The sequence below is a fragment of the Pseudomonas sp. GL-RE-26 genome, from assembly GCF_019956275.1.
GTDB lineage: Bacteria > Pseudomonadota > Gammaproteobacteria > Pseudomonadales > Pseudomonadaceae > Aquipseudomonas > Aquipseudomonas grandcourensis.
Genome location: NZ_JAHBDI010000004.1, coordinates 143,679 through 160,963 on the forward strand (window position 1 = coordinate 143,679; position 17,285 = coordinate 160,963).

Consider the following 17,285-nt stretch of genomic DNA (forward strand, 5'->3'; position numbering starts at 1 on the left):
TAACCCGGCACCACACTGATGTTCGCACCAAGGCCCACGACGCCCGAATGCGCCCGCAGTTCGCCTTTACCTGCTCACTTCCCCTCGAGCCGATCGTTCATCCCGTCGCCCTCCCCGCCAAATCCGACTTGACCGCTTAAGCTTCTGGTCAGCGAGCGCAGGAATTTTCCACCGCAGAACAACTTTTCATAAAGACGCGACGAGGTTTATCTCCCATGGCACTGACACGCGAACAGCAAATTGCAGCCCTCGAAAAAGACTGGGCTGAAAACCCGCGCTGGAAAGGCGTGACACGCACTTACTCCGCTGCTGACGTCGTCCGTCTGCGTGGCTCGGTTCAACCTGAGCACACCTTTGCAAAAATGGGCGCCGAGAAGCTGTGGAACCTGGTTACCCAGGGTGCCAAGCCAGCCTTCCGTCCTGAGAAAGATTTCGTCAACTGCATGGGCGCCCTGACCGGCGGCCAGGCTGTACAACAAGTCAAGGCCGGCATCCAGGCGATCTACCTGTCGGGCTGGCAAGTGGCTGCGGACAACAACTCCGCCGAATCGATGTACCCGGACCAGTCGCTGTACCCGGTGGACTCGGTTCCAACCGTGGTCAAGCGCATCAACAACTCGTTCCGTCGTGCCGACCAGATCCAGTGGAAAGCCGGCAAGAACCCGGGCGACGCTGGCTACATCGACTACTTCGCGCCGATCGTGGCTGACGCTGAAGCCGGTTTCGGCGGCGTACTGAACGCTTACGAGCTGATGAAGAGCATGATCGAAGCAGGCGCCGCCGGCGTTCACTTCGAAGACCAGCTGGCTTCCGTGAAGAAATGCGGCCACATGGGCGGCAAGGTACTGGTTCCTACCCAAGAAGCCGTACAGAAGCTGACCGCTGCTCGCCTGGCTGCTGACGTTGCCGGTACTCCGACCATCATCCTGGCCCGTACCGACGCTAACGCCGCTGACCTGCTGACGTCCGACTGCGACCCGTACGACCAGCCATTCGTGACTGGCGAACGTACCCAGGAAGGCTTCTACAAAGTGCGCGCCGGTCTGGACCAGGCCATCGCTCGCGGCCTGGCCTACGCTCCTTACGCCGACCTGATCTGGTGCGAAACCGCCAAGCCGGACCTGGACGAGGCTCGTCGCTTCGCTGAAGCGATCAAGAAGGAATACCCGGACCAACTGCTGTCGTACAACTGCTCGCCTTCCTTCAACTGGAAGAAAAACCTGGACGACGCGACCATCGCCAAGTTCCAGCGCGAACTGTCCGCCATGGGCTACAAGCACCAGTTCATCACCCTGGCCGGCATTCACAACATGTGGCACAGCATGTTCAACCTGGCGCACGACTACGCCCGCAACGACATGACTGCCTACGTGAAGCTGCAAGAGCAGGAATTCGCTGACGCCGCCAAGGGTTACACCTTCGTGGCTCACCAGCAGGAAGTGGGCACCGGCTACTTCGACGACATGACCACCGTGATCCAGGGTGGCTCGTCCTCGGTAACCGCGCTGACCGGTTCGACTGAAGAAGAACAGTTCCACTGATCTGCTTCGCCTGAGACATCAGCCGCTGCGGGCCGAATAGAAAGCTAACCGCAGCGCTGCACATCTGACGCCCCGACTGGTTCGGGGCGTTTTTTTGCCTGGGATTCAACAAACACTGCAAAACCCCTTGTAGGAGCGAGCCTGCTCGCGATGAGGCCGACACATCCAGCAGAGATGTCACCTGACAGACCGCTATCGCGAGCAGGCTCGCTCCTACAGGGGATGGTGGTGATCCGGAAAAACATTGATCCAGAGCGCCATCTCTGTCAGAAAAATCCGCTAAAACACGCCCCGCCGCTACTTGCTGTAACGCCCATATAAGACAACTTCCCGAGTATCCGAAGGACAAGCAGTTTAAAAACCACGCCAAACAATACTGATTATCATTTAGCAACAACTATGTTCGTTACATTCCCTACAAAACATAATTGACGAAATGCCGGCTAATGCCCAAGGCGCAAGGCCTGCGGGGTTTTTGAAGCGCGCTATGTCCTTATTCCTATAATAAATTTCGCTATAGGAATTTTACTTGCCGGGTGTTTAGCCATAAAATCAGCGGGATTGATTGCTGCGACATATCGTCACTGCTTTTGTTTCTTTTCAAGCTCAGAGACCCTTGCTCTCTGTTAAGGATTACCAGCATGCCCGAAGCGACAGGACTCATGGCCCACAACTGGGGCTTTGCCATTTTCCTTCTAGGCGTCGTCGGCCTCTGTGCCTTCATGCTGGGCGTCTCCAGCCTCCTTGGGTCAAAAGCCTGGGGCCGCAGCAAAAACGAACCGTTCGAGTCCGGCATGCTACCTACAGGTGGCGCCCGCTTGCGGCTCTCAGCCAAATTCTATCTGGTCGCGATGCTCTTCGTGATCTTCGATATCGAAGCCCTCTTTCTCTTTGCATGGTCTGTGTCCGTCCGCGAAAGCGGCTGGACCGGATTCGTCGAAGCTCTCGTTTTCATAGCAATTCTGTTGGCAGGCCTTGTCTACCTATTCCGAGTGGGCGCCCTTGACTGGGCTCCGGAAGCTCGGCGCAAGCGGCAAGCGAAGCTGAAACAATGAGGCTTTGGCAATGCAATACAATCTCACCAGGATCGACCCCGATGCTCCTAACGAGCAGTATCCGATTGGCCAGCGGGAAACCGTTTCCGATCCGTTAGAAGATCAAGTCCACAAAAACATTTTCATGGGCAAGCTAGAAGACGTGCTTAACGGCACGATCAACTGGGGGCGCAAGAACTCCCTGTGGCCGTATAACTTCGGTCTTTCGTGCTGCTACGTGGAAATGACCACCGCCTTCACGGCGCCCCACGACATCGCGCGCTTTGGCGCCGAGGTTATCCGGGCATCGCCGCGGCAGGCGGATTTCATGGTTATCGCCGGTACCTGCTTCATCAAGATGGCGCCGATCATTCAGCGTCTCTACGAGCAAATGCTCGAGCCTAAATGGGTCATCTCCATGGGTTCGTGCGCCAACTCCGGTGGCATGTACGACATCTACTCCGTCGTTCAAGGGGTGGACAAGTTCCTGCCCGTGGACGTCTACGTGCCTGGCTGCCCGCCCCGTCCTGAAGCTTTCCTGCAAGGCTTGATGCTGTTGCAGGAGTCGATTGGACAGGAGCGTCGCCCGCTTTCCTGGGTCGTCGGCGATCAAGGCGTATACCGCGCCGAGATGCCTTCCGAGAAGGAAAAGCGCCGCGAACAGCGAATCGCAGTCACCAACCTGCGCAGCCCCGACGAAGTCTGATCCAGATCTGCTTCTTAAAAAGAACGAGAACCTGGCTTCATTCTTTACGTTGACCGAAAGCGATAAAATAACCATGACTACAGGCAGTGCTCTGTACATCCCGCCTTACAAGGCAGACGACCAGGATGTGGTCGTCGAACTGAACAACCGTTTTGGCCCGGAGGCGTTCACCGCCCAGCCAACCCGCACCGGCATGCCGGTGCTTTGGGTTGCCCGTGCCAAACTCGTCGAAGTCCTGACGTTCCTGCGTAACCTGCCCAAGCCGTACGTCATGCTCTATGACCTGCACGGCGTGGACGAGCGTCTGCGTACCAAGCGTCAAGGGCTGCCGAACGGCGTCGACTTCTCCGTGTTCTATCACTTGATGTCGATCGAACGTAATAGTGACGTAATGATCAAGGTCGCCTTGTCCGAGAGCGACCTCAGCCTGCCGACCGTCACCAGCATCTGGCCGAACGCCAACTGGTACGAGCGTGAAGTCTGGGACATGTTCGGCATCGACTTCAAAGGCCACCCTCACCTGTCGCGCATCATGATGCCGCCGACCTGGGAAGGTCACCCGCTGCGCAAGGACTTCCCGGCCCGCGCCACCGAGTTCGACCCGTTCACCCTGAACCTGGCCAAGCAGCAGCTCGAGGAAGAGTCCGCGCGCTTCAAGCCGGAAGACTGGGGCATGAAGCGTTCCGGCCCGAACGAGGACTACATGTTCCTCAACCTCGGCCCGAACCACCCGTCCGCGCACGGTGCGTTCCGCATCATCCTGCAGCTGGACGGTGAAGAAATCGTCGACTGCGTACCGGACGTCGGTTACCACCACCGTGGTGCCGAGAAGATGGCCGAGCGTCAGTCCTGGCACAGCTTCATCCCGTACACCGACCGTATCGACTACCTCGGCGGCGTGATGAACAACCTGCCGTACGTGCTCTCGGTCGAGAAGCTGGCCGGCATCAAGGTGCCGGAGAAGGTCGACGTCATCCGCATCATGATGGCCGAGTTCTTCCGGATCACCAGCCACCTGCTGTTCCTGGGTACCTACATCCAGGACGTCGGCGCCATGACCCCGGTGTTCTTCACCTTCACCGACCGCCAGCGCGCCTACACGGTGATCGAAGCCATTACCGGTTTCCGTCTGCACCCGGCCTGGTACCGCATCGGTGGAGTCGCCCACGACCTGCCGCGGGGCTGGGAAAAACTGGTTAAAGACTTCGTCGAGTGGATGCCAAAGCGTCTGGACGAATACCAGAAAGCCGCACTGGACAACAGCATCCTGCGTGGCCGGACCATCGGCGTCGCCGACTACAACACCAAAGAGGCCCTGGAATGGGGCGTCACCGGTGCCGGCCTGCGTTCGACCGGTTGCGATTTCGACCTGCGTAAAGCGCGTCCGTACTCGGGCTACGAGAACTTCGAATTCGAAGTGCCGCTGGCCGCCAATGGCGATGCCTACGACCGCTGCATCGTGCGTGTCGAGGAGATGCGCCAGAGCATCAGGATCATCGACCAGTGCCTGCGCAACATGCCGGAAGGCCCGTACAAGGCGGATCACCCGCTGACCACGCCGCCTCCGAAAGAGCGCACGCTGCAGCACATCGAAACCTTGATCACGCACTTCCTGCAGGTTTCGTGGGGCCCGGTCATGCCGGCCAACGAATCCTTCCAGATGATCGAAGCGACCAAGGGCATCAACAGTTATTACCTGACGAGCGATGGCGGCACCATGAGCTACCGCACCCGGATTCGCACCCCAAGCTTCCCGCACCTGCAGCAGATCCCTTCGGTGATCAAAGGCAGCATGGTCGCGGACTTGATTGCGTACCTGGGTAGTATCGATTTCGTTATGGCCGACGTGGACCGCTAAGCATGAACAGCACGCTTATCCAGACAGACCGTTTCACCTTGAGTGAAACCGAGCGCTCGGCCATCGAGCACGAGTTGCATCACTACGAAGACCCGCGCGCGGCGTCGATCGAAGCCCTGAAGATCGTCCAGAAGGAACGTGGCTGGGTGCCGGACGGCGCTCTGTACGCCATCGGCGAGATCCTCGGCATCCCGGCCAGCGACGTTGAAGGCGTGGCGACTTTCTATAGCCAGATCTTCCGTCAGCCGGTCGGTCGTCACATCATTCGCGTCTGCGACAGCATGGTCTGCTACATCGGCGGCCACGAGTCCGTGGTCAGCGAAATCCAGAGCAAGCTGGGCATCGGCCTGGGTCAGACCACCGCCGACGGTCGTTTCACCCTGCTGCCGGTCTGCTGCCTCGGCAACTGCGACAAGGCGCCGGCGTTGATGATCGACGACGACACTTTCGGTGATGTGCAGCCAGCAGGCGTTGCCAATTTGCTCGAGGGCTACGTATGACCCTGACTTCTTTCGGTCCGGCCAACCTCATCAAGCGTTCGGCCGAGACTCACCCGCTGACCTGGCGCCTGCGTGACGACGGCGAAGCCGTATGGCTCGACGAGTACCAGGCCAAGAACGGTTACGCCGCTGCGCGCAAGGCCTTCGCCGACATGGCCCAGGACGACATCGTCCAGACCGTGAAAGACTCCGGCCTCAAGGGTCGCGGCGGTGCTGGCTTCCCCACTGGTGTTAAGTGGGGCCTGATGCCAAAGGACGAATCCATCAACATCCGCTACCTGCTGTGCAACGCGGATGAAATGGAGCCCAACACCTGGAAAGACCGCATGCTGATGGAGCAACTGCCCCATCTGCTGATCGAAGGCATGCTGATCAGTGCCCGCGCGCTGAAAACCTACCGTGGCTACATCTTCCTGCGTGGCGAGTACACCACCGCCGCCAAGCACTTGAACCGTGCCGTGGAAGAAGCCAAGGCAGCCGGCCTGCTGGGCAAGAACATCCTGGGCTCGGGTTTTGATTTCGAGCTGTTCGTCCACACCGGCGCCGGGCGTTACATCTGCGGTGAAGAAACCGCGCTGATCAACTCCCTCGAAGGCCGCCGCGCCAACCCGCGCTCCAAGCCGCCCTTCCCTGCCGCCGTTGGCGTATGGGGCAAGCCGACTTGCGTGAACAACGTCGAGACCCTGTGCAACGTGCCGGCGATCATCGCTGACGGCGTGGACTGGTACAAATCGTTGGCCCGCGAAGGCAGCGAAGACATGGGCACCAAGCTCATGGGCTTCTCCGGCAAGGTCAAGAACCCTGGCCTGTGGGAACTGCCGTTCGGCGTTACCGGTCGCGAGCTGTTCGAAGACTACGCCGGCGGCATGCGCGACGGTTACAAGCTCAAGTGCTGGCAGCCTGGCGGCGCCGGTACCGGCTTCCTGTTGCCGGAACACCTGGACGCACAAATGTACGCCGGCGGCATCGCCAAAGTGGGCACCCGCATGGGTACCGGCCTGGCCATGGCGGTGGACGACAGCGTCAACATGGTGTCCCTGCTGCGCAACATGGAGCAGTTCTTCGCCCGCGAATCCTGTGGCTTCTGCACCCCGTGCCGTGATGGCTTGCCATGGAGCGTCAAGCTCCTGATGGCCATCGAGAACGGCGAAGGCCAGACAGGCGACATCGAGACCCTGCTGGGTCTGGTCGGCTTCCTCGGCCCTGGCAAGACCTTCTGTGCTCACGCACCGGGCGCCGTGGAGCCGTTGGGCAGCGCAATCAAATACTTCCGTCCAGAGTTCGAAGCCGGTATCGCGCCTGTCAGCGCCGCCGTCCCGCCTCTGGCAAGGCCGATCGTAGTCGGCGCGTAAACGCTTAAAAAAGGCGAAGGGTCCGTGCCCTTCGCTTTTCGTGTGATGACGCCGTAAGCGGCTGTGTTGATTCACGCGGATAACAAGATTCCATTAGCCACGCCCGCTGACACCGGGCCAACGAAGAACTTTGAACCATGGCCACTATCCACGTAGACGGCAAAGAGCTCGAAGTCGATGGGGCAGACAACCTGTTACAGGCATGTCTGTCGCTAGGCCTCGATATCCCTTATTTCTGCTGGCACCCTGCCCTTGGCAGCGTTGGCGCTTGCCGCCAGTGCGCGGTCAAGCAGTACACCGACGAGAACGACACCCGTGGTCGTATCGTGATGTCCTGCATGACCCCTGCCACCGACGGCACCTGGATCTCCATCGAAGATGAAGAATCCAAGGCCTTCCGCGCCAGTGTTGTTGAATGGTTGATGACCAACCACCCTCACGACTGCCCGGTCTGTGAAGAAGGCGGTCACTGCCACCTGCAAGACATGACGGTAATGACCGGCCACAACGAGCGCCGTTACCGCTTCACCAAGCGTACCCACCAGAACCAGCAACTGGGCCCGTTCATTTCCCACGAGATGAACCGCTGCATCGCTTGCTACCGCTGCGTGCGCTTCTATAAAGACTACGCTGGCGGCACCGACCTGGGTGTGTTCGGCGCCCACGACAACGTGTACTTCGGTCGCGTTGAAGACGGCACCCTGGAAAGCGAGTTCTCCGGCAACCTCACCGAGGTCTGCCCGACCGGTGTGTTCACCGACAAGACTCACTCCGAACGCTACAACCGCAAGTGGGACATGCAGTTCTCGCCGAGCATCTGCCATGGCTGCTCCAGCGGTTGCAATATCTCCCCGGGCGAGCGTTACGGCGAACTGCGTCGCATCGAAAACCGTTTCAACGGTTCGGTGAACCAGTACTTCCTGTGCGACCGTGGCCGTTTCGGCTACGGCTACGTCAACCGCGAAGACCGCCCGCGTCAGCCATTGCTGGCCAACGGCACCAAGCTGAGCCTCGACGAAGCACTGGATAAAGCCGCCGACCTGCTGCGCGGCCGCAACATCGTCGGTATCGGTTCGCCACGTGCCAGCCTCGAAAGCAACTACGCGTTGCGCGAACTGGTGGGCGCCGAGCACTTCTACTCCGGTATCGAAGCTGCCGAGCTGGAGCGCATTCGCCTGGTCCTGCAAGTGCTTAAAGACAGCCCGCTGCCAGTGCCGAACATGCGTGACATCGAAGACCACGACGCCGTGTTCGTCCTCGGTGAAGACCTGACTCAGACTGCTGCGCGCATGGCCCTGTCCCTGCGTCAATCGGTCAAGGGCAAGGCCGAAGACATGGCCGACGCCATGCGCGTCCAGCCTTGGCTCGACGCCGCGGTGAAGAACATCGGTCAGCACGCGCTGAACCCGCTGTTCATCGCAAGCCTGGCTGAAACCAAGCTCGACGACATCGCCGAAGAGTGCGTTCACGCCGCTCCAGACGACCTGGCCCGCATCGGTTTCGCCGTGGCTCACGCCCTCGACGCCAGCGCACCAGCCGTTGAAGGCCTGGACGCTGAAGCCCTCGAACTGGCCAAGCGCATCGCCGATGCCCTGCTCGCCGCCAAGCGCCCACTGATCATCGCCGGTACTTCCCTGGGCTCCAAAGCCCTGATCGAAGCCGCCGCGAACATCGCCAAGGCTCTGAAGCTGCGCGAGAAGAACGGTTCCATCAGCCTGATCGTGCCAGAGGCCAACAGCCTCGGCCTGGCCATGCTCGGTGGCGAATCGGTCGACGCCGCGCTGCAAGCGGTGATCGACGGTAAGGCCGACGCCATCGTCGTGCTGGAAAACGATCTGTACACCCGTACCGACAAGGCCCGTGTCGATGCTGCCCTGACCGCCGCCAAAGTGCTGATCGTCGCCGACCATCAGAAGACTGCCACCAGCGATCGCGCGCAGCTGGTCCTGCCAGCCGCCAGCTTCGCTGAAGGCGACGGCACCCTGGTCAGCCAGGAAGGCCGCGCCCAGCGCTTCTTCCAGGTTTTCGATCCGAAGTACATGGACGCGAGCATCCTGGTTCACGAAGGCTGGCGCTGGCTGCATGCCCTGCGCGCAACCCTGTTGAACCAGCCGATTGACTGGACCCAACTGGACCACGCCACCGCCGCCGTCGCTTCCAGCACCTCGATCCTGAACCGCATCGTCGATGCCGCACCATCCGCCGCGTTCCGCATCAAGGGCATGAAACTGGCCCGTGAACCGCTGCGTTACTCCGGTCGTACCGCCATGCGCGCCGACATCAGCGTGCACGAACCGCGTACCCCGCAGGACAAGGACACCGCGTTCGCCTTCTCGATGGAAGGTTACTCGGGCTCGGCCGAACCGCGTCAGCAAGTGCCATTCGCCTGGTCTCCGGGCTGGAACTCGCCGCAAGCCTGGAACAAGTTCCAGGACGAAGTCGGTGGTCACATCCGCGCTGGCGACCCGGGCACCCGCCTGATCGAAAGCGCCGGTGACTCGCTGAACTGGTTCGCCAGCGTTCCGCGCGCGTTCAACCCTGCTCCAGGTACCTGGCAGGTTGTGCCGTTCTTCCACCTGTTCGGCAGCGAAGAGAACTCTTCGAAAGCCGCTCCGGTTCAGGAACGCATTCCGGCTGCTTATGTTGCTCTGGCCAAGTCCGAAGCCGACCGCCTGGGTGTCAACGACGGCGCCATGCTGAGCTTGAACGTCGCTGGTCAGACCCTGCGTCTGCCGCTGCGCATCAATGAAGAGCTGGGCGCTGGTCTGGTGGCACTGCCTGCGGGCATCGCCGGCATTCCGCCAGCGATCGCAGGCTTTTCCGTTGACGGTCTGCAGGAGGCAGCTCAATGACCTTGTTCACTCCTGAAGTGATCGACATCATCATCGCGGTCCTCAAGGCCGTGGTGATTCTGCTCGCCGTAGTGGTTTGCGGCGCCCTGCTGAGCTGGGTCGAGCGTCGTCTGCTCGCCCTCTGGCAGGACCGTTACGGTCCGAACCGAGTCGGTCCGTTCGGCGCGTTCCAGATCGCGGCCGACATGATCAAGATGTTCTTCAAGGAAGACTGGACCCCGCCGTTCGCCGACAAAGTGATCTTCACTTTGGCGCCGGTCGTGGCCATGAGCGCCTTGCTGATTGCCTTTGCAATCATCCCGATCACCCCGACATGGGGTGTCGCGGACATCAACATCGGCATCCTGTTCTTCTTCGCCATGGCGGGTCTGTCGGTCTACGCGGTGCTGTTCGCCGGCTGGTCGAGCAACAACAAGTTCGCCCTGTTGGGCAGCTTGCGGGCCTCGGCACAAACCGTGTCGTACGAAGTGTTCATGGGCCTGTCGCTGATGGGCATCGTGATCCAGGTCGGCTCGTTCAACATGCGCGACATCGTTGAATATCAAGCGCAGAACCTGTGGTTCGTCATTCCGCAGATCTTCGGTTTCCTGACCTTCTTCATCGCTGGCGTCGCCGTGACTCACCGTCACCCGTTCGACCAGCCGGAAGCGGAGCAGGAACTGGCCGACGGTTACCACATTGAATACGCCGGCATGAAATGGGGCATGTTCTTCGTCGGCGAGTACATCGGCATCGTGTTGATTTCGGCGCTGCTGGTGACCTTGTTCTTCGGTGGCTGGCACGGTCCGTTTGGCATCCTGCCGCAGATCCCGTTCATCTGGTTCGCGTTGAAAACCGCGTTCTTCATCATGTTCTTCATCCTGCTGCGCGCCTCGATTCCGCGCCCACGGTATGACCAAGTGATGGATTTCAGCTGGAAGTTCTGCCTGCCGCTGACCCTCGTCAACATGCTGGTGACCGCTGCGATCGTGTTGCTCAACACGCCCGCCGTCGCGGCTCAGTGAGGATAGAGAATCATGAAGTACATTTTTGACATCGTGCATGGCTTCTACACCCAGCTTCGTAGCCTGGTGATGATCTTCAGCCACGCCTTCCGCAAGCGTGACACGCTGCAGTACCCGGAAGAACCGGTCTACCTGCCGCCGCGCTACCGTGGACGTATCGTCCTGACCCGCGACCCCGACGGCGAAGAGCGTTGTGTAGCGTGCAACCTGTGCGCCGTGGCGTGCCCGGTCGGTTGCATCTCGCTGCAGAAAGCTGAAACCGAAGACGGTCGCTGGTACCCGGACTTCTTCCGCATCAACTTCTCGCGCTGCATTTTCTGCGGCCTCTGCGAGGAAGCCTGCCCGACCACCGCGATCCAGCTGACGCCGGATTTCGAAATGGCCGAGTTCAAACGGCAGGACCTGGTTTACGAGAAAGAAGATCTGCTGATCTCCGGCCCCGGCAAAAACCCTGATTACAACTTCTATCGTGTTGCAGGTATGGCGATTGCCGGGAAGCCCAAAGGCTCCGCGCAGAATGAAGCCCAGCCGATCAACGTGAAGAGCTTGCTGCCTTAAGGAAGAAAGATGGAATTCGCTTTCTATTTCGCATCGGGTATCGCTGTGGTGTCCACGCTTCGCGTGATCACCAACACCAACCCTGTGCACGCCCTGCTCTACCTGATCATTTCGCTGATTGCCGTGGCCATGACGTTCTTCGCCCTCGGCGCACCGTTTGCCGGTGTTCTGGAAGTGATCGCCTACGCTGGCGCCATCATGGTGCTGTTCGTGTTCGTGGTGATGATGCTGAACCTGGGGCCCGCCTCGGCTCAGCAAGAGCGCGCCTGGCTCAAACCCGGCATTTGGGGCGGCCCGGTCCTCCTCGCCGCGCTGCTGCTGGTGGAACTGCTGTACGTGCTGTTCTCCCACCAGACCGGTGAAGCAATCGGCCACACCACCGTAGACGCCAAGGCCGTGGGCATCAGCCTGTTCGGTCCTTACCTGCTGGTGGTCGAACTTGCCTCGATGCTGCTGCTCGCTGCAGCCGTCACGGCGTTCCACTTGGGCCGCAACGAAGCCAAGGAGCAATGACGATGCCTGCTATCCCCATGGAGCATGGTCTGGCGGTTGCCGGCATCCTGTTCTGCCTCGGTCTGGTTGGCCTGATGGTCCGCCGCAACATTCTCTTCGTGCTGATGAGCCTGGAGGTCATGATGAATGCCTCCGCCCTGGCGTTCATCGTTGCCGGTAGCCGCTGGGCGCAGCCGGATGGACAAATCATGTTCATCCTGGTGATCAGCCTGGCAGCCGCCGAGGCCAGTATTGGCCTGGCGATCCTGCTGCAACTGTATCGCCGCTTCCACACGCTCGATATCGACGCTGCCAGTGAGATGCGCGGATGAACCTTCTCTATCTGACTTTCCTGTTCCCCCTGATCGGTTTTGTGCTGCTGGCGTTCTCCCGGGGACGCCTCTCGGAAAACCTTTCGGCGCTGATCGGCGTCGGCTCCATTGGCCTGTCGGCGATTGTCGCGGCCTATGTGATCTGGCAGTTCAACGTCGCCCCGCCGGAAGGCGGTCACTACACCCTGGTGTTGTGGCAATGGATGGCGGTGGAAGGCTTCACGCCGAACTTCGCCCTGTACCTGGATGGTCTGTCCGTGACCATGCTCGGTGTGGTCGTCGGCGTCGGCTTCCTGATCCACCTGTTCGCCTCCTGGTACATGCGCGGTGAAGACGGCTATTCGCGCTTCTTCGCCTACACCAACCTTTTTATCGCCAGCATGCTGTTCCTGGTCCTGGCCGATAACCTGCTGTTCGTGTACTTCGGTTGGGAAGGCGTGGGCCTGTGCTCGTACCTGTTGATCGGTTTCTACTACAGCAATCGCAACAACGGTAACGCCGCACTCAAGGCCTTCATCGTGACCCGTATCGGTGACGTGTTCATGGCCATCGGCTTGTTCATTCTGTTTGCCCAACTGGGCACGCTGAACGTCCAGGAACTGCTGGTGCTGGCGCCGCAAAAGTTCCAGTCCGGCGACTTCTGGATGGTCCTGGCCACCCTGATGCTGCTGGGCGGCGCTGTCGGTAAATCCGCGCAACTGCCGCTGCAAACCTGGCTGGCGGATGCGATGGCCGGTCCTACCCCGGTTTCGGCACTGATCCACGCCGCAACCATGGTGACCGCTGGCGTCTACCTGATTGCCCGTACCCACGGCCTGTTCACCCTGGCGCCGGAAATCCTGCATCTAGTAGGAGTCGTCGGTGGCGTGACCCTGGTCCTGGCTGGTTTTGCAGCCCTGGTTCAGACCGACATCAAGCGTATCCTCGCCTACTCGACCATGAGCCAGATCGGCTACATGTTCCTGGCCCTGGGCGTCGGTGCCTGGGATGGCGCGATCTTCCACCTGATGACCCACGCCTTCTTCAAGGCCCTGTTGTTCCTTGCGTCCGGCTCGGTGATCGTTGCCTGCCACCACGAGCAGAACATCTTCAAGATGGGCGGTCTGTGGAAGAAACTGCCACTGGCCTACGCCAGCTTCATCGTCGGCGGCGCGGCCCTGGCGGCCCTGCCTCTGGTAACCGCAGGCTTCTACTCCAAGGACGAAATCCTCTGGGAAGCGTTCGCCAGCGGCAACAACGGTCTGCTCTACGCAGGTCTGGTCGGCGCGTTCATGACTTCGCTGTACACCTTCCGCCTGATCTTCATCGCGTTCCACGGTGAAGCGAAGACCGAAGCCCACGCCGGTCACGGCATTGCCCACTGGCTGCCACTGTCGGTGCTGATTGTATTGTCCACCGCCATCGGCGCGATGATCGTTCCACCGCTGCACGGCGTGCTGCCGGAAAGCGTCGGCCATGCCGGCGGCGAAGCCAAGCACAGTCTGGAAATCGCCTCGGGCGCCATCGCCCTGGCCGGTATCCTGCTGGCTGCGCTGCTGTTCCTCGGCAAGCGTCGCTTCGTCACCGCCGTCGCCAACAGCGGCATCGGCCGTTTCCTCTCGGCCTGGTGGTTCGCCGCCTGGGGCTTCGACTGGATCTACGACAAACTGTTCGTCAAGCCGTACCTGGCGATCAGCCACATCCTGCGCAAAGACCCGCTCGACCAGACCATCGGTCTGATCCCGCGCATGGCCAAAGGCGGTCACACCGCCCTGAGCCGTACCGAGACCGGTCAACTGCGTTGGTACGCCGCCTCGATGGCTGCTGGTGCCGTGCTGGTCATTGGCGCCGTCGTGCTGGTAGCGGTCTGATATGAACCTTGCGAATTTGCGAAAGGAAACGAACCCGTCATGATTCTGCCTTGGCTAATCCTGATCCCCTTCATCGGCGGCCTGCTGTGCTGGATGGGTGAGCGCTTCGGCGCCACCCTCCCCCGCTGGATTGCGCTGATCACCATGTCCCTGCTGCTCTCCCTCGGCCTCTGGCTGTGGGCCAACGGTGACTATTCATTTGCTCCGGCGCCTGGCGCCGATCCGACCTGGGCGCTTGAGTTCAAGCACGTCTGGATCCAGCGCTTCGGCATCAACGTGCATCTGGCCCTCGACGGCCTGTCGCTGTTGATGATCCTGCTGACCGGCCTGCTGGGTGTGCTCTCGGTACTCTGCTCGTGGAAAGAGATCCAGCGTCACGTGGGCTTCTTCCACCTGAACCTGATGTGGATCCTGGGCGGTGTCGTCGGCGTGTTCCTGGCCCTCGACCTGTTCATGTTCTTCTTCTTCTGGGAAATGATGCTGGTGCCGATGTACTTCCTCATCGCGCTCTGGGGTCACAGTTCTTCGGACGGCAAGAAAACCCGGATCTACGCGGCGACCAAGTTCTTCATCTTCACTCAGGCTTCCGGCCTGATCATGCTGGTGGCGATCCTGGGCCTGGTATTGGTCAACTTCAACGACACCGGCGTGATTACCTTCAACTACGCCGACCTGTTGAAGACCAAGATGTCGATGACCACCGAGTACATCCTGATGCTCGGCTTCTTCATCGCCTTCGCGGTCAAGCTGCCGGTCGTACCGTTCCACTCCTGGTTGCCTGATGCTCACGCCCAGGCACCGACCGCAGGTTCCGTCGACCTCGCTGGTATCTTGCTGAAAACCGCTGCCTACGGCCTGCTGCGTTTCGCCCTGCCGCTGTTCCCGAATGCCTCGGCCGAGTTCGCGCCGTTTGCGATGACCCTGGGTCTGATCGGGATCTTCTACGGTGCGTTCCTGGCGTTCGCGCAAACCGACATCAAGCGTCTGATCGCCTTCTCGTCCGTTTCCCACATGGGCTTCGTACTGATCGGCATCTACTCCGGCAGCCAACTGGCGCTGCAGGGCGCGGTGATGCAGATGCTGGCCCACGGTCTGTCGGCGGCGGCACTCTTTATCCTCTCCGGTCAGTTGTACGAGCGTACCCACACCCGCGACATGCGTGAAATGGGTGGCCTGTGGTCGAAGATCGCTTACCTGCCAGCCTTAAGCCTGTTCTTCGCAGCAGCTTCCCTGGGCTTGCCGGCGACCGGTAACTTTGTCGGTGAGTTCCTGATTCTGATCGGCACCTTCGCCAGCGCTCCTTGGGTCACCGTGATCGCGACGTCCGGCCTGGTGTTCGGTTCGGTGTACTCGCTGATCATGGTCCACCGTGCCTTCTTCGGCCCGTCGAAATCGGACGCGGTGCTGCATGGCATGGACGGTCGCGAACTGATCATGGTGGTCGGTCTGGCTGCACTGCTGATTTACATCGGCGTGTACCCGCAGCCGTTCCTCGATACCTCTGCCGCTACGATGCATGGCGTGCAGCAGTGGCTCGGCACCGCCTTCACTCAACTCGCTTCGGCCCGGTAAGAGCGCTATGGAATTCACGACTCAACACTTTATCGCGCTAGCGCCGTTGTTGATCACCAGCGCCACGATCATCGTGGTGATGCTGGCGATCGCCTGGCGCCGCAACCACTCCCAGACCTTCCTGCTGTCGGTGGCGGGTCTGAATCTGGCACTGCTGTCGATCCTGCCTGCCCTGAAAGTCGCGCCCCTGGCCGTGACTCCATTGCTGCAGATCGACAGCTTCGCCTGCCTGTACATGGCGCTGATCCTGGTCGCCACCCTCGCCTGTGTGACCCTCGCCCACGCCTACCTCGGCGATGGCGGCACGGGTTACCCGGGCAACCGTGAAGAACTGTACCTGCTGATCCTGATGGCCGCCGCCGGTGGCCTGGTGCTGGTCAGCGCGCAGCACCTGGCCGGGTTGTTCGTCGGCCTGGAACTGCTCTCGGTACCGGTCTACGGTCTGGTGGCCTATGCCTTCTTCAACAAGCGTTCGCTGGAAGCCGGCATCAAGTACATGGTGCTGTCGGCGGCAGGTTCCGCGTTCCTGTTGTTCGGTATGGCCCTGCTCTACGCTGACGCCGGTTCCCTGAGCTTCGTCGGCATCGGCCAAGCGCTGGCGGCTACTGGTCTGCCAAGCTCGCTGGCTCAATTGGGCCTGGGCATGATGCTGATCGGCCTGGCGTTCAAGCTGTCGCTGGTACCCTTCCACCTCTGGACTCCAGACGTCTACGAAGGTGCTCCGGCACCGGTTGCAGCGTTCCTGGCTACCGCTTCCAAAGTGGCTGTGTTCGCGGTGATGGTGCGTCTGTTCCAGATCTCGCCAGCGGCGAGCAGCGGTGTGCTGAGCAACGTGCTGACCATCATCGCCATCGCTTCGATCCTGTTCGGTAACCTGCTGGCCCTGACCCAGAGCAACCTCAAGCGTCTGCTGGGTTACTCGTCCATCGCCCACTTCGGCTACCTGCTGATCGCCCTGGTGGCGAGCAAGGGTCTGGCCGTGGAAGCGATCGGCGTGTACCTGGTCACGTACGTGATCACCAGCCTCGGTGCTTTCGGTGTGATCACCCTGATGTCCTCGCCGTACAAAGGCCGTGACGCAGACGCCCTGTACGAATACCGCGGCCTGTTCTGGCGCCGTCCGTACCTGACCGCCGTACTGACCGTGATGATGCTGTCCCTGGCCGGTATCCCGCTGACCGCGGGCTTCATCGGCAAGTTCTACATCATCGCCACCGGTGTCGAGTCGCACCAATGGTGGCTGGTCGGCTCCCTGGTACTGGGCAGCGCCATCGGCGTGTTCTACTACCTGCGTGTGATGGTCACCCTGTTCCTGATCGAACCGAACCTGCGTCGCGTCGACGCCCAGCTGCACTGGGAACAACGTGCGGGCGGCGTGATGCTGCTGGCCATCGCGGTACTGGCCTTCTTCCTCGGCCTGTATCCGCAACCGCTGCTGAACCTGGTTCAACAGTCGGGCCTGGCGGGTTGATCGCTTGAGCGACACTTGGTAGAAAACGGAAACGGCACCTTCGGGTGCCGTTTTTTGTGGCGAGCTGGCTCGCTCCCACAGTGGACCTTCTCCCTCCTCCGGCCGTTGCTGAACCTGGCTTTGTGATCCGCGCACTCGAACCCGTCGGCGCGGAACCAGTACA

14 protein-coding genes are annotated in these 17,285 nt (G+C 60.7%); all 14 read left to right on the forward strand.

Annotated elements, in window-relative coordinates:
- Positions 1–215 precede the first annotated feature (215 nt).
- Positions 216–1,541, forward strand: coding sequence for an isocitrate lyase (gene aceA, locus KGB07_RS03330; RefSeq protein ID WP_007970439.1), 1,326 nt, complete (start codon positions 216–218; stop codon positions 1,539–1,541).
- Positions 1,542–2,182: 641 nt separating this feature from the next.
- A complete protein-coding gene (locus KGB07_RS03335) occupies positions 2,183–2,596 on the forward strand; it encodes an NADH-quinone oxidoreductase subunit A (protein WP_003223812.1) in 414 nt (137 codons plus the stop codon).
- A 10-nt stretch (positions 2,597–2,606) separates the two neighbouring features.
- A complete protein-coding gene (locus tag KGB07_RS03340) occupies positions 2,607–3,281 on the forward strand; it encodes a NuoB/complex I 20 kDa subunit family protein (protein ID WP_046037844.1) in 675 nt (224 codons plus the stop codon).
- A gap of 73 nt (positions 3,282–3,354) precedes the next feature.
- Entirely contained in the window at positions 3,355–5,139 is a 1,785-nt protein-coding gene (gene nuoC, locus KGB07_RS03345; protein ID WP_007981273.1) for an NADH-quinone oxidoreductase subunit C/D, read from the forward strand.
- Positions 5,140–5,141: 2 nt separating this feature from the next.
- Positions 5,142–5,639: an NADH-quinone oxidoreductase subunit NuoE gene (gene nuoE / locus KGB07_RS03350; protein WP_046037843.1), complete on the forward strand. Its 498-nt coding sequence runs from the start codon at positions 5,142–5,144 to the stop codon at positions 5,637–5,639.
- On the forward strand, positions 5,636–6,991 hold the full coding sequence (gene nuoF / locus KGB07_RS03355) for an NADH-quinone oxidoreductase subunit NuoF (protein ID WP_046037841.1): 1,356 nt from the start codon (positions 5,636–5,638) through the stop codon (positions 6,989–6,991). The genes nuoE and nuoF overlap by 4 nt, the downstream gene beginning before the upstream one ends.
- Positions 6,992–7,128: 137 nt before the next feature.
- Complete coding sequence (nuoG, locus tag KGB07_RS03360) at positions 7,129–9,843, forward strand: NADH-quinone oxidoreductase subunit NuoG (RefSeq protein ID WP_046037840.1); 2,715 nt, start codon at positions 7,129–7,131, stop codon at positions 9,841–9,843.
- Complete coding sequence (gene nuoH, locus KGB07_RS03365) at positions 9,840–10,847, forward strand: NADH-quinone oxidoreductase subunit NuoH (protein ID WP_046037838.1); 1,008 nt, start codon at positions 9,840–9,842, stop codon at positions 10,845–10,847. Before nuoG ends, nuoH begins: the two co-directional genes overlap by 4 nt.
- Positions 10,848–10,859: 12 nt before the next feature.
- Positions 10,860–11,405 carry an NADH-quinone oxidoreductase subunit NuoI gene (gene nuoI, locus KGB07_RS03370; RefSeq protein WP_185754732.1) on the forward strand — a complete coding sequence of 182 codons (546 nt, stop codon included), beginning with the start codon at positions 10,860–10,862 and terminating at the stop codon, positions 11,403–11,405.
- Between the two features lie 9 nt (positions 11,406–11,414).
- Positions 11,415–11,918: an NADH-quinone oxidoreductase subunit J gene (gene nuoJ, locus KGB07_RS03375; RefSeq protein WP_046037836.1), complete on the forward strand. Its 504-nt coding sequence runs from the start codon at positions 11,415–11,417 to the stop codon at positions 11,916–11,918.
- A 2-nt stretch (positions 11,919–11,920) separates the two neighbouring features.
- The gene (gene nuoK, locus KGB07_RS03380; RefSeq protein WP_007946416.1) at positions 11,921–12,229 is read left to right on the forward strand and encodes an NADH-quinone oxidoreductase subunit NuoK; all 309 of its coding nucleotides are present in this window, start codon (positions 11,921–11,923) and stop codon (positions 12,227–12,229) included.
- The gene (nuoL, locus tag KGB07_RS03385; protein ID WP_046037835.1) at positions 12,226–14,079 is read left to right on the forward strand and encodes an NADH-quinone oxidoreductase subunit L; all 1,854 of its coding nucleotides are present in this window, start codon (positions 12,226–12,228) and stop codon (positions 14,077–14,079) included. The genes nuoK and nuoL overlap by 4 nt, the downstream gene beginning before the upstream one ends.
- Positions 14,080–14,118: 39 nt before the next feature.
- A complete protein-coding gene (gene nuoM, locus KGB07_RS03390) occupies positions 14,119–15,651 on the forward strand; it encodes an NADH-quinone oxidoreductase subunit M (RefSeq protein ID WP_046037834.1) in 1,533 nt (510 codons plus the stop codon).
- Between the two features lie 7 nt (positions 15,652–15,658).
- Positions 15,659–17,122: an NADH-quinone oxidoreductase subunit NuoN gene (nuoN, locus tag KGB07_RS03395; protein ID WP_046037832.1), complete on the forward strand. Its 1,464-nt coding sequence runs from the start codon at positions 15,659–15,661 to the stop codon at positions 17,120–17,122.
- Positions 17,123–17,285 lie beyond the last annotated feature (163 nt).

Bases quoted from the DNA above. Each gene is read 5' to 3' on its own strand.
- aceA (WP_007970439.1), top strand. From the start codon at position 216: ATGGCACTGACACGCGAACAGCAAATTGCAGCCCTCGAAAAAGACTGG.
- KGB07_RS03335 (WP_003223812.1), top strand. From the start codon at position 2,183: ATGCCCGAAGCGACAGGACTCATGGCCCACAACTGGGGCTTTGCCATT.
- KGB07_RS03340 (WP_046037844.1), top strand. From the start codon at position 2,607: ATGCAATACAATCTCACCAGGATCGACCCCGATGCTCCTAACGAGCAG.
- nuoC (WP_007981273.1), top strand. From the start codon at position 3,355: ATGACTACAGGCAGTGCTCTGTACATCCCGCCTTACAAGGCAGACGAC.
- nuoE (WP_046037843.1), top strand. From the start codon at position 5,142: ATGAACAGCACGCTTATCCAGACAGACCGTTTCACCTTGAGTGAAACC.
- nuoF (WP_046037841.1), top strand. From the start codon at position 5,636: ATGACCCTGACTTCTTTCGGTCCGGCCAACCTCATCAAGCGTTCGGCC.
- nuoG (WP_046037840.1), top strand. From the start codon at position 7,129: ATGGCCACTATCCACGTAGACGGCAAAGAGCTCGAAGTCGATGGGGCA.
- nuoH (WP_046037838.1), top strand. From the start codon at position 9,840: ATGACCTTGTTCACTCCTGAAGTGATCGACATCATCATCGCGGTCCTC.
- nuoI (WP_185754732.1), top strand. From the start codon at position 10,860: ATGAAGTACATTTTTGACATCGTGCATGGCTTCTACACCCAGCTTCGT.
- nuoJ (WP_046037836.1), top strand. From the start codon at position 11,415: ATGGAATTCGCTTTCTATTTCGCATCGGGTATCGCTGTGGTGTCCACG.
- nuoK (WP_007946416.1), top strand. From the start codon at position 11,921: ATGCCTGCTATCCCCATGGAGCATGGTCTGGCGGTTGCCGGCATCCTG.
- nuoL (WP_046037835.1), top strand. From the start codon at position 12,226: ATGAACCTTCTCTATCTGACTTTCCTGTTCCCCCTGATCGGTTTTGTG.
- nuoM (WP_046037834.1), top strand. From the start codon at position 14,119: ATGATTCTGCCTTGGCTAATCCTGATCCCCTTCATCGGCGGCCTGCTG.
- nuoN (WP_046037832.1), top strand. From the start codon at position 15,659: ATGGAATTCACGACTCAACACTTTATCGCGCTAGCGCCGTTGTTGATC.